At 35.0% G+C, this 13,092-nt stretch carries 5 protein-coding genes; 3 read left to right on the forward strand and 2 right to left on the reverse strand.

The window, feature by feature from the left end; all coding sequences use genetic code 11:
- The first annotated feature begins 87 nt into the window (after window positions 1-87).
- Together DFQ03_RS13180 and DFQ03_RS13185 are read left to right on the forward strand one after the other, a co-directional pair.
- Window positions 88-6,606, forward strand: a complete 6,519-nt coding sequence (locus DFQ03_RS13180; protein ID WP_133673648.1) for a PKD domain-containing protein — start codon at window positions 88-90, stop codon at window positions 6,604-6,606.
- A 72-nt stretch (window positions 6,607-6,678) separates the two neighbouring features.
- A complete protein-coding gene (locus DFQ03_RS13185) occupies window positions 6,679-8,202 on the forward strand; it encodes an MFS transporter (RefSeq protein ID WP_133673649.1) in 1,524 nt (507 codons plus the stop codon).
- Between the two features lie 160 nt (window positions 8,203-8,362).
- Here DFQ03_RS13185 and DFQ03_RS13190 read toward each other — a convergent pair whose 3' ends face one another.
- Both DFQ03_RS13190 and DFQ03_RS13195 read right to left on the reverse strand, forming a co-directional pair.
- The gene (locus DFQ03_RS13190; RefSeq protein ID WP_133673650.1) at window positions 8,363-9,157 is read right to left on the reverse strand and encodes a polyprenol monophosphomannose synthase; all 795 of its coding nucleotides are present in this window, start codon (window positions 9,155-9,157) and stop codon (window positions 8,363-8,365) included.
- Window positions 9,158-9,160: 3 nt separating this feature from the next.
- Window positions 9,161-9,649 carry a GtrA family protein gene (locus DFQ03_RS13195; RefSeq protein WP_133673651.1) on the reverse strand — a complete coding sequence of 163 codons (489 nt, stop codon included), beginning with the start codon at window positions 9,647-9,649 and terminating at the stop codon, window positions 9,161-9,163.
- 343 nt (window positions 9,650-9,992) lie between these two features.
- Between DFQ03_RS13195 and DFQ03_RS13200 the strand changes: the two genes are divergently transcribed.
- A partial coding sequence (locus tag DFQ03_RS13200; RefSeq protein ID WP_208295925.1) for a PQQ-dependent sugar dehydrogenase occupies window positions 9,993-13,092 on the forward strand: 3,100 nt, incomplete at its 3' end.

Genomic DNA, 13,092 nt, shown 5'->3' on the forward strand with positions numbered 1-13,092 from the left:
GTAAATAAACCCCTTTGAACGATATTAATATTTGAACACGGTAAATTTGTTTTTTTTTGTTGTTTGAATTAACCTAGAAGTCTTAAAATGAGAAAAGTTTCTTACAAGAATATGTTACAGAACAAAAAGAATGTTGCCCTAACTTCTTTGGTCATAGTAATGTCTGCAGTTGGAATGAGTTTTGGCCCAATGTTTTTTGGTCCAGGTCTAACAGAAGCAGAACCTATTGGTAATTATTTGGATGGTGTATTTCCTAATACAGGTTTTACACAAGATCCTTATGTGGTTGCTTATCCAAATCTGGATTTTGATACACCTTTGAATTTTAATGTTGTACCGGGTCAGAACAAGATTATTGTTGGTCAAAGAGACGGTAAGGTATTTTGGTTTGACGATGCAGATAATACCACGGTAAAAAATACGGTGATCGATTTATCAAATGTTGTCGGAGGACAAGTTTGGGATGGCGGATTTTTAGGATTGTCAATTCACCCAGATTTTGGAGATGGAGTACACAACTTTTTCTATGTCTATTATAGTACTGCATCTAACGACACAACTTTAGAGCAGCCACTCGGTTTTTATTGTGGTGAAGAGAAGTTTCACGGGAATTACTTAGTATTAGAAAGATTCGAGGTAAATCCAGCAACAATGGTTGCCGTGCCAAATACAAGGGAAAGGATGATTCAGCGTCAATTATATAATACTACGCACCGTGGTGGTGGTATGGAGTTTGGTAATGATGGCTACTTATGGTTAACAACAGGTGATCAAGCAGCATATATTAATGCACAACAAATAGATGAGAATTTAGATGGTGGTGTATTACGTATAGATGTTGATATGATTGGTGGTACTACTAGTCATGCGCCGATTCGTATTCTTGGTAACCAAGCAGGGGAGGCTGATGAATTTTCTGGTATAGGATATTATATTCCTAACGATAACCCTTTTAATGATGGTTCAGGGGCAGTTTTTGAAGAGTATTTTACTTTAGGTCATAGAAATCCACATAGAATGACCAAAGATAGTGCTACAGGTATATTCTATATTGGCGAAGTAGGTGAAGATAGTCATGAAGAAATTAATATTGTGGATCCAGCATCGCCCGGTTTAAACTATGGCTGGCCTTTATTTGAGGCAAATGCCCCTTATACACCAAGAACAAATGCAGGAGATGTATGTTTAACTCAGTTATATAATAACATGGCGCATACCGGGCCTTTAGTGCAGTTTCCTAGGGCAGAGGCAAATGCAATAATTGGTGGTTATGTATATAGAGGTCAAGATTATAATGACCTTACTGGTTCATATATCTGTGGTGATTATGGTGTAGGTGGTGAAATTTGGAAGGTTGATATAGGAGCAAATAATACCTATACTTCTTTAGGAAATTTTGCTCCTGGTAATATGGTATCTTGGGGTCAAGATTATGATGGTGAATTGTATATTCTTAGTCAAGGGGCTGGTGTTAAGTTATATAAACTTAGATCACCAGAAGCTACTAACTATAGCAATCTGCCTCAAAATTTAAGTGATACAGGCATCTTTACTGATATGACCAACTTAACCGTTAGAGAGGGTGTTATACCTTACGAAGGTATTGATCCTTTCTGGTCAGACGGTGCTCTTAAAAAAAGATGGTTGGCAATACCAAATGATGGAACACATGATACTCCAGCAGAACAAATTGCCTATTCAGAAGATGGTGTTTGGGAATTTCCTGTAGGTAGTGTACTAATCAAGCATTTTGATTATCCAATTGATGAGAATGATCCAAGTGTTGTTAAAAGAATGGAAACCAGATTTTCTATCAAAGGTAGTGATGGTGAATTTTATTTTGTGACTTATAATTGGAATGAAGCGCAGACCGATGCTGTTTTACAAGAAGATGGTTTAGATGAGCCAGTATTGGTAACTGAAGTTGGAGGAGGTACGAGAACAGATACTTGGCACTTTCCAAATAATGGAGAATGTGTTACCTGTCATAATGATATATCTCAAGGAACGCTTGGCGCTCGATCAAGATATTTAAATACCGACTATGATTACGCTGATAAAGGTGGTGTAGTTGGTAATCAATTAGTTACGCTAAGTGAATTAGGTATTTTAGACGCTACTATTACAGATACTGATACCCCTGGTATTTTAACTCATACTTCAATTAACGATGTAAATGGAACTTTAGATGATAAGGCAAGGTCATATTTAGATTTAAATTGTGCTTATTGTCACCAAGAGGGTACAAATAACCGTGGTGATTTTGATTTAAGATTGTTTAAAACATTAAATCAAACAGGATTATTGACTGCAGGTGTTAATGAACCGTTGGGTGTAACACCAGATGAAAAAATTGTATTTGCTGGCGATGCCAATAAATCAGTGCTTTGGCATAGAACAAATAGTGTTGTTCCAGGTCAAGCGATGCCTCCATTGGCTAAAAATAGAGTTGATGAACAAGGTGTAGCTATGCTTCAAGATTGGATCAACAGTTTAGTAGAACCATTAGCTGCACCTGATACGGGTACATACAGAATAGTTAATGTGGAGTCAGGTCAAACCTTACAAGTTGATGGTGGTGCTACTAACAATACTGCTAATGTCCTTCAAGGTGGATATCAAGGTGTAGATAGTCAGCATTTTATATTAGAAAATGCTTATGCTGGTTATTTTGAACTTCGTGCAGTACACAGTGATAAATACTTAGATGTAGCTGGTTTTGGAGCTGCACAAAATGTAAATGTATGGCAGTATGATGGTAATGGTAGTGATGCTCAACAATGGGAAGTGTTAGGTGTTGGTAATGATGAATACCATATTGTAAATTCTCGTACTGGAAAATATTTAGGCGTACAAACAGATGGTAACGTTGCAGTTCTAGATGATGATGGAACCGATATATTTAAATGGAGATTTGATGATATAGGTGCTGTTGTTGAGAGAGAAATTGTTCTCGATGTTGATATTCTTACTACTAGCGAAGATGAAGATATAGCACAGTTTCAAGTTTCTCTTGGCGCTGAACCTACAGGTGATGTTGAGTTAGATTTAACAGTAATATTAAATGCTGATGAAATTTTATTGTCCGAGGCGATATTGACTTTTACTAATGCTAATTGGAACCTTCCGCAAACTGTTGATGTTACTGGGGTAGACGATGTAGATGTAGATGGTCCTCAAGATTTTCAAATTCAAATTAGAGCGAATGAAAATTCTATAGATGCTGATTATATTGGTACTACGATAATATTAGATGGAGTTAATTCTGATAACGATGGTGGTGGTGTAGCACCACCAAACCCAGGTATTTATAGAATAGTTAACAAAAATAGCGGACAAACTCTAGAAGTTTTGGCATCTAGTTTAGACAATGAGGCTAACGTTCAGCAAGGTCCTTACCAAGGTGTTGATAATGAGCATTTTGAAATTGACTATGATGGTGCTGGTTACTATTCATTTATTGCACAACATAGTTTGAAAGCAATGGATGTTGCTGGTATAGGAGCTGGAGTTGGTGTCAATGTTTGGCAATATGATTTTAATGGTACTAACGCACAACTTTGGGAAATAGTTGATACTGGCGATGGAGATAATACTTTTTTTATAATCAGTAAATCTACTGGTAACTATCTTAGAATTTCTCCAGAAGGTAATATTGAAGTTGTTGCTAATCTGAATACAGATATTTTTAAATGGACATTCTTGCCTATCGGTACTCCTGCTAGTGCCGGTGTTAACGTAAGTAAAGATGTTGTAGTTGTTGATGAAGATTTAGATACAGATTCTTTTAATGTAACCTTGAATACTTCGCCTAATGGTCAAGTTGTTCTTGAATTTAATGTGGTACTTGGTGCTGATGAATTTACGCTGGATCAAACGCAATTAATTTTCGATGCAACAAACTGGGATACGCCACAAACGGTTGTAGTAACAGGTGTTGATGATGCTATTGTCGATGGAGTACAAGATTTAATATTTGATGTGCTTGTAGTTGACCCTGTTGTCGATACAAATTACGAAGGACTTGGTACAACTGTTAAAGGTTTAAACTATGACAATGATGGTGGTGACAATGGTGCTCCAATAGTTGGTGAATATAGACTTGTAAACGTACAGACGCAGAATACTATAAGAGCTGCAAATGGAGGGTTAATTCAAGAAACGAACTTAGAAACTGGTGCTTATGATGGGGCAGCTTATCAAGAGTTTGAATTGGAAGATGTTGGAGATGGGTATTATGCCCTAAGAACTTTACATACAGCTGATCAATACCTCGATGTGCAGTTTTCTAATACTGATCCAGGTGCTAATATTTGGCAGTATACTTTTAATGGGTCAAATGCACAATTATGGCAAATTGTTGATGCCGGTAATAATACCTATCATGTAATAAGTAAGTTAAGTGGTTATTATTTAACAGAAGATGTAAATGGTAACGTATATGTTGATGAAGATAACGGTGGGGATATCTATAGATGGCAATTCTTAAATACAGGTTTTGCTCCTGTTGCAAATTCAACTGCAGATATTCTAACAGGTAATGAGGACCTTACAGTACAATTTTCTAGTACTGGTTCTACCGATGACAAAAATGATATAGTGTCTTATCTATGGGATTTTGGCAATGGTGATATTTCAAATGAGGCTAATCCAGAATACATTTTCGAAGATGGCGGTTCATACGATGTTATTTTAACAATAGAAGATGGAGATGGTTATACAGATGTTGCCGATGCTCTTACAATAGAGGTAAATGGGGCACCTATTGCTAATGCATCTTCCAATTTGAGCGGTGGTGAGGCTACTATAGATATAGTTTTTACAGGTGATCAGTCTGCAGATGATGTAGGTATCGAATCTTATTTATGGACATTTGAACCTGGCGAGACATCTATTGCTGTAAATCCTACTTACACATTTACAACAGAAGGGACTTATGAAGTTACCTTAACGGTTACTGATGAAGGAGGCTTAGAAGACACAACAACATTAGAAATAACAATAACCGCGCCTAATCAAGCTCCGGTGGCAGTTGCATCTTCAAATGTTGCAGGTGGTATTGTTCCTCTTGAAGTTGAATTTATTGGAGATCAGTCTACAGATGATGTAGGGGTTGAATCTTACTTATGGACGTTTGAGCCAGGTGAAACATCTACTGAGGCTAATCCAACTTATACCTTTAATGATATAGGTGTCTATACAGTAGAGTTAACAGTTACCGATATAGAAGGACTAGAGAGTACAACAACAATTGATATTACAGTAACAGCGGACAATGAAGCTCCAGTTGCAGTTGCCTCTTCTAATGTAATGACAGGTGATGCACCTTTAGAAGTGCAATTTACTGGTGATCAATCAACTGATGATGTAGGTGTAGTATCTTATTTATGGACATTTGAGATGGGGCAAACATCAACAGAGGCTAACCCAACGTATACATTTACTACAGAAGGTACTTATATAGTTACTATGGTAGTAACTGATGCTGGTGGTTTGGAAGATACTACGACTGTTGAGATTATAGTAACAGTAGATGAAACCCCTGTTGCTGTTGCTTCAGCTAGTGTGACACAAGGTGAAGCGCCTTTAGAGGTTCAGTTTACCGGTGATCAATCTACAGGTGTAAATGAGATTGTTTCATATGCTTGGGATTTTGGTAATGGTGATACATCAACAGAGGCAAACCCAACATATACTTATACTACTCCGGGTACTTTTGATGCAACATTAATAGTTACGGATAGTGAAGGGTTAACAGGAACATCTACTATTGAGATTACCGTTGGTGGTGTTGTAGTAGAAAACCCTACAGCTGTAGCTTCTGCTGATGTAACTAGTGGTGATGCTCCATTGGTTGTGTCATTTACTGGAGATCAATCAACAAGTGTAAATGAGATAGTTTCATATGAATGGGATTTTGGTGATGGTGAAACTTCAACAGAAGCGAACCCCACATACATTTATAATACGCCAGGTACGTTTATCGCAACATTGATTGTGACAGATAGTGAAGGGTTAACTGGGACATCTATAGTAGAAATTACCGTTACTGGTGGTGTTAATTTAGCTCCAATTGCGATGGTGACATCTAATGTTGAAGTTGGTGAAGCCTTAGAAGAAATAGTTTTCACTGGTGATCAATCTAGTGATGATGGAGACATAGTTTCTTACACTTGGGACTTTGGAGATGGTGGTACGTCAGATGAAGTTAATCCGTCATATACATTTTTGGAGGCTGGTACATATACCATAACTCTGGTTGTAACGGATGATGAGGGTTTAACCGATGAAGCTAGTATTACGCTACAGGTATTAAATGAAAATATAGTTCTTGAAAATGATGATTTCGAAGTAGTATTGTCACCAAATCCTTCTGTTGATTTTGTAGAAGTATCTTTTTCAGGAGACTTTAATACGGATGATGTTATTGGTCTTATGGTTCATGATATGAGCGGTAGGCTTATTAGAAGGTATATACCTGAAGAAATTGCAGAAGATAATAAGTATAGAATTTCAACTGCAATTTTCAATAATGAAGTATATGTGATAACATTGGTTATGACAAGTCAAGAACCAATCTCTAAAAGGTTAGTAATTAATAAATAATATATTCTTAAGTAACACAATAAAAGTGGCTATATCTCGTAATATAGTCACTTTTACTTTTTATAATAGTTTATGAATATCAAAAAAGATTTCATTAAGACGTTGGTTTTTACCGTTTTAATTTCGGGTATATTCTTATTTTTTGCTTCTAAATCCTCTCCAATTTATCCTTTAAATGATTGGGTAGATGCAAACGCTATTTTTACGGTCGGTAAGAGTATGATGGATGGTAAAGTGGTTTATAAAGATATATTTGAACAGAAAGGACCCACATTATATTTAATTCATGGTGTAGGCTCTTTAATATCTCATAATACATTTATTGGAATTTATCTGATGGAAGTTATTGCGTTTGCATTTTTCCTGTTTTTTGGAAGAAGAATATTTAGATTGTACTTCAATGCGCAATTATCCAGCCTGTCAACTATTTTATTGGCATTCTTCATGGTTAATGTAACTAATTTTGTTCATGGTGATAGTGCTGAAGAATATTGTATCCCGTTACTCGGAGCAAGTTTGTTTTATTTAATAAGATATTTAAAAGAAGGTAATAGGAGTTTGATGTCATTTAAAATGTTGTTGGTTAATGGCATATTGGCCGGATCAGTAATTTGGATCAAGTACTCTATGATTGGCTTTTGGTTCGGGTGGATGTTAGTTGTACTGTTCACATTGCTTATCGATAAAAAAATATTTAGAGCTTTTCAAGCTAGTATGGTATTTCTTTTTGGAATGGTTTTATCAGGTATACCATGGTTAGTATATTTTTATTCTGTTGACGGACTTTCTGATTTTATAGAAGTGTATTTTATTACCAACATAAAATACTATGCTAGTTCTAACGGAATGTTAATGAATTTGGTAACTATTATCGGAAAAATTATTCTTGTTTATTTTAGACAAAATCCGGTATTTGGAATTTTGTTTATTGGAGGTTTAATTGGCTTTATGTTGACCCAAAAAGTAGAATCAAATAAGAATGTTAAGTTGGCAATAATAGTACCTTTTCTTTTTCTGTTTCTTTCAGTATATGGCGGGGGAATTCGACTAGATTATTATTTTCAAATATTCACACCATTTGTATTCTTGGGTATATTATTCATTCTTAAAATGCTACCAGATAGCCTTAAGAATATAATTCAAAATAAAGCAAACTATTTTTCTATTGGTATTGTTTTAATCTTATGTGCTTTTATGAATTTTAATCATCATAATACTTATATGAGAGATTATACCAAAGACGAGTTGTTTCAATATCAATTTGCAGATTACATTAATGAATATTCAAATCCTACTTTGTTGAATTATATGTTTCTGGATATGGGTGTTTATAATACAGCTAATATTGAGCCTACAACCTTTTACTACATGAAACATAATTTTGATTATGACGTATATCCTTTTGATGTAGATGCACTTAATTCGTATGTAAGAAACAAAGAAATTGATTTTGTTGTCCTAAGAGCGAATGCAGACAAACCCTATGCTAACGAACTGTTAGAGGCAAATTACACATTGGTGATGGAGAAAAATCAATACTATGAAGAAGAAATTCATAGATTCATGCTTTATAAGCTTAAGGGTTTAGAAAAGTAAATTTTCTATAACACATACGCTAAGCTGATTTTGTTAAAAGTTAAAATCCTCCTGCACCATGATTACATGGTAAAAGAGGATTTATAAATTAGTACCAAACCTTTTTATTCTCCTTCAATAATTATTGAGGCAATACAAGTTTGATAATTTCTAATTTTAATTAACCTTTAATAGACTCTACGGTACTATATGATTTAGATAAGTTGTTAAACTCCTTTAAAAGGGTGTTCTTTTTTAATCTTAAAAGTATAATGTTCTTTACGGCCTCAGTAAATACATTGTTGGATAATTTAGACTTACCTGCCACTCTATCATGAAACACAATTGGTGTTTCAGTGATTTTAAAGCCTCTCAAGTAAGCTCTATATGTTAATTCTATTTGAAAAGCATATCCATTAGAAATAATAGAATCTAGATCTATGGTTTTTAAAACTTCAACAGAGAAGCACTTGTAACCTCCGGTTAAATCTCTAAAAGGTAAACCTAAAATGATTTTTGAGTATAAATTACCTCCTTTGCTAATTAGTATTCTATGCTTTCCCCAATTTACAACGCCACCACCTTTCATATACCTAGTTCCCAAAACTAAATCTGATGTTTTTATTTTTTCTAAGAAATCAGGTAGATATTTGGGGTTATGAGATAAATCTGCATCCATTTCAAATACGTAGTCGTAATTATTGCTAATGGCCCATTTAAAACCAGCAATGTAGGCCGTACCTAAGCCTTGCTTTCCTTCACGTTGTAAAAGATGTAATTTACCTGTGTATAGTTCTGATTGTAACGTTTTAACTAAGTCGGCCGTTCCGTCTGGTGAATTGTCATCAACTACTAATACATGAATAGATTTGTTTTGATCAATATACTCTTGTTGTTCATAGATTTGCCTCAAGATAATCTTTATATTATCTATTTCGTTGTAGGTAGGTACTATGATTAATATTTTGTTTTTCATGTTCTATGGCTTTATGAATGTGTTCTGGGGGTCTTCTTTAAAAGTGATAAACTTATTTCCTAAATAATTTAATATTGTAGCAAATCCAATGCCGATTACTTGCGAAATAATTTTATTATAAAAAACCGCGTCACCTTCTAGTAAAAAACTTAAATTATTTGATAGAAACTCACCAAAGCTCATATTCTTATTGAGAATCCAAAGAGATATAGACAATATAATTAGGTTGGTCAATAAGTTTAAACCACTTATACTAATAAATTCAAAATACTTTTTAAGCTTTGTTTTGTGAACGGCCCTATTTTTGAACGTCCATATAGAATTAAAATAATAGTTACTAGTAACGGCTATTACAAATGCCAATAAAGATGCTACTATAAAGTGAATTCCATATTTTACGAAAATAGTGTAAAAGCTAATATTGATAATTGTTCCAAAACCACCAACTACTAGAAATTTTAAAAATGCGGATTTTCGCAGGTCAATTTTCATTTCATAATATTTGAAGCGCAAAATTACGCAGTAACAAATAAAGAAATGAATTCTTCCACTATTAAAAATATTCGTTCAAAAGGGGGCAAAAAAAGTTTAAGGTAATCCTGAAGATGAAATGATGTAGTAAAAAGCCTATATCTCTATATTCTTTGTATTACAAATATGCTTAGTTGTTTGTAGGTGAAATAGTTATAAGTTTATTTGTTGATTTTCTTATAATCTAACATACCATTAGTCGTAAATAAATTGTCGTTTATCGATTATTTAACTTCTTAAATTTTAGTCACAAAAAATAGTATAATTTTGAATTCCCCTATAATCATTAAAGGTCTTCAGCGCTATGAAAAAGAATTACAGGGGTATAATTTTATTAGTTTCTTCATTTGTTTTATTAACAGGTTTTGTTCCCTTGTTTTTTGGCTCAGGACTTACAGAATCAAAACCTTTCAATTTACTAAGCGATACAAACTTTGATCCTTTACCTACAGGTTCACAGCCATATGGTGTTGCTTTTACAAATCTAGATTTCAATACTCCGTTGAACTTTAATATTGTTCCTAACTCAAATAATATTGTAGTAGGTCAACGAGATGGTAAGGTTTTCTGGTTTGATAATGATGAGAACGTAGCCCAAAAAAATTTGTTAGTCGATTTGTCTTCCGAAGTTGGTGGTAAGGTTTGGGATGGAGGCTTTTTAGGTTTAAGTATACATCCATTATTTGGTTCAGGTGTAAACAAGAATTTTGTTTATGTGTATTACACTACACAGTCAAATGACAAAACCTTAGAAAAACCACTGTCTTTTTCCTGTGGCTTAGAAAGATTTCATGGTAATTATTTGATATTAGAGAAATTCGAGGTTGATGCTACTTCCATGCAGTTTGTAGAAAATAGTAGGATGACTTTAATTAAACGACGAATGTTTAATACTACACATAGGGGTGGCGGTATGGAGTTCGGTAATGATGGTTATTTATATGTCTCTACAGGGGATCAAGCTGCATATATAAATGCACAACAAATTTCAGAAAATCTTGACGGTGGTGTGCTTCGCATAGATGTTGATATGGATCTTTCTCGAAGTCATATTCCACTACGTAAGTTAGGTGTTGAAGCGGGGGAAAGTGATGAGTTTTCTGGTTTATATTATACGATACCTAATGATAATCCCTTTGTTGATGCTAGCGGTTCTGTATTTGAAGAATATTATTCGATAGGTCACCGAAATCCACATAGGTTAACAAAAGACTTTCAAACAGGTATATTCTACATTGGTGAAGTAGGAGAAGATAGTCATGAAGAAATAAATGTACTTTCTTCTGGTAAAAATTACGGCTGGCCACTTTACGAAGGTTTTGACGGTCCTAATATAAATTGTTTACCATCATTATATAATAATATGCCGCATACAAGACCTTTGGTTTCCTTTCCCAGAACAGATGCAAATGCGATAATAGGTGGGTATGTGTATCGAGGTAGCGACATACCAGAATTAACCGGTAAGTATATTTGTGCAGATTATGGTGTAGGTAGTGAAATTTGGTCTGTAGATGTCAACAATGGTGCTTATGAACTTTTAGGCAATTTTGCACCTACTAATATTGTTTCTTTTGGGCAAGATAAAGACGGTGAACTATATCTATTGAAGCAGGGAGAGAATGTTAAGTTGTATAAGATGAAATCTAAATCGCTTATAGAATCTGCTCCACAAACATTAACAGAGACTGGAATTTTTGTTGGTGAAGTGGCTAATTTAGATGTTCGTGAAGGTTTTATTCCCTATGACTTAATAGATTCTTTCTATTCTGATGGAGCTATTAAAAGTAGATGGATGGCAATTCCTAACGACGGCTCTCATAACACGGCTAATGAAAAAATAAATTTTTCAGAAAATGATAATTGGGATTTCCCTGTCGGTACCGTTTTAATAAAACATTTTGATTATCCTATAGATGATAGAAATCTTTCAATAACGAGAAAAGTTGAAACAAGATTTTCTATAAAGGATGCTGAGGGTAAATTTTACTTTTTAACATATAAATGGAACGAGGCACAAACTGAAGCCTATTTAGTAGACACTTCTATTGAAGAAGATATTACAATAACCACCATAAGTGGTGCAACTAGGCAAATAAGTTGGCATTTTCCATCAGAAGGAGAATGTCTAAGTTGTCATAACCCGTCAAGCGGTGGTACTTTAGGTCCGCGTACAAAAAATTTAAACAAAAATTATGATTATGTAGAGCTGGGTGGTAGCATAGGAAATCAGTTGGTGACACTGAGCGCATTGGGAATATTGGACCAAACTATAACAGATGTTGACACTCCAGATTATATTACCCATACTTCAATTTCTAATGTCAATAGTAGCTTAGAGGATAGAGCAAGGTCTTATTTAGATTTAAATTGCGCGTACTGCCATAACCCTAGTACAGATAATAGAGCTAATTTCGATTTAAGATTAGATCGTACTTTGGTACAAACCGGACTTTTGACCGCTGGAGTTAATGAATCTTTAAATATGGATCCAAATGAAAGAATTCTTTACGAGGGCGATGCATTAAAGTCTATATTATATCATCGTACAGCTAGTGTTCAGCCAGGAATTATGATGCCTCCCTTGGCTAAAAATCAAGTAGATGATGCTGGGGTAGCATTATTAGAAAGTTGGATCAATAGTTTACAACCAAGCGTATTACCTCCTGATAGCGGTATATATCGTATAGTTAATGTTGCTACCAATAACACGTTACAAGTTTTGAACGGTGGAAATTCAAATTCTGTTAATATTGTTCATCAAGAATATCAAGAAGAAGATTGGCAACATTTTCAATTTGATAATGCTACGGTAGGATACTATGAATTTAAAGCGGTACATAGTGAAAAGTACTTAGATGTTGCAGGTTTTGGTCCTATGACCGGTAGTAATGTGTGGCAATATGAAGGCAATAATTCCGATGCTCAACTTTGGGAAATTCTTGATGCAGGTGATGACTCATTTTTTATCATCAATAAGAGAACATCAAAATATTTAACTGCAATGGCAGATGGTAATGTTATTGTCGCTGCTAACGATGGTTCTGGTCGTGTAAAATGGAAGTTTGAAACTACTGGGGTACAAACCAATACAAATGCTTACCATTACCGGTTGAACGCAGCTGGTCCGTCGGTCGCATCCACAGATGGCGGTCCTGACTGGGCTGCAGGGGCAACGTCCAACGGTCTGTTCACTGGCGGCGGTTATACGGTAACCGCGGGCAACGTTGGCGGTACTAACCCAGTACTCGATTATGGTCTTCGCGACGGTTCCATACCCTCTTGGATGGATGCGGGCACGTATGCATCGATATTCACGAACGAAAGATGGGATCCGGGCAGTGCGCCCGAGATGGGCTATCGCTTTACCGTTCCCAACGGGGCGTATACGGTGAACATATTTG

Source organism: Maribacter caenipelagi, assembly GCF_004364175.1.
GTDB lineage: Bacteria > Bacteroidota > Bacteroidia > Flavobacteriales > Flavobacteriaceae > Maribacter > Maribacter caenipelagi.

What these genes read in the sequence shown, in the direction of transcription:
- DFQ03_RS13180 (WP_133673648.1), top strand. Translation starts at nt 88, where the DNA reads ATGAGAAAAGTTTCTTACAAGAATATGTTACAGAACAAAAAGAATGTT.
- DFQ03_RS13185 (WP_133673649.1), top strand. Translation starts at nt 6,679, where the DNA reads ATGAATATCAAAAAAGATTTCATTAAGACGTTGGTTTTTACCGTTTTA.
- DFQ03_RS13190 (WP_133673650.1), bottom strand. Translation starts at nt 9,157, where the DNA reads ATGAAAAACAAAATATTAATCATAGTACCTACCTACAACGAAATAGAT.
- DFQ03_RS13195 (WP_133673651.1), bottom strand. Translation starts at nt 9,649, where the DNA reads ATGAAAATTGACCTGCGAAAATCCGCATTTTTAAAATTTCTAGTAGTT.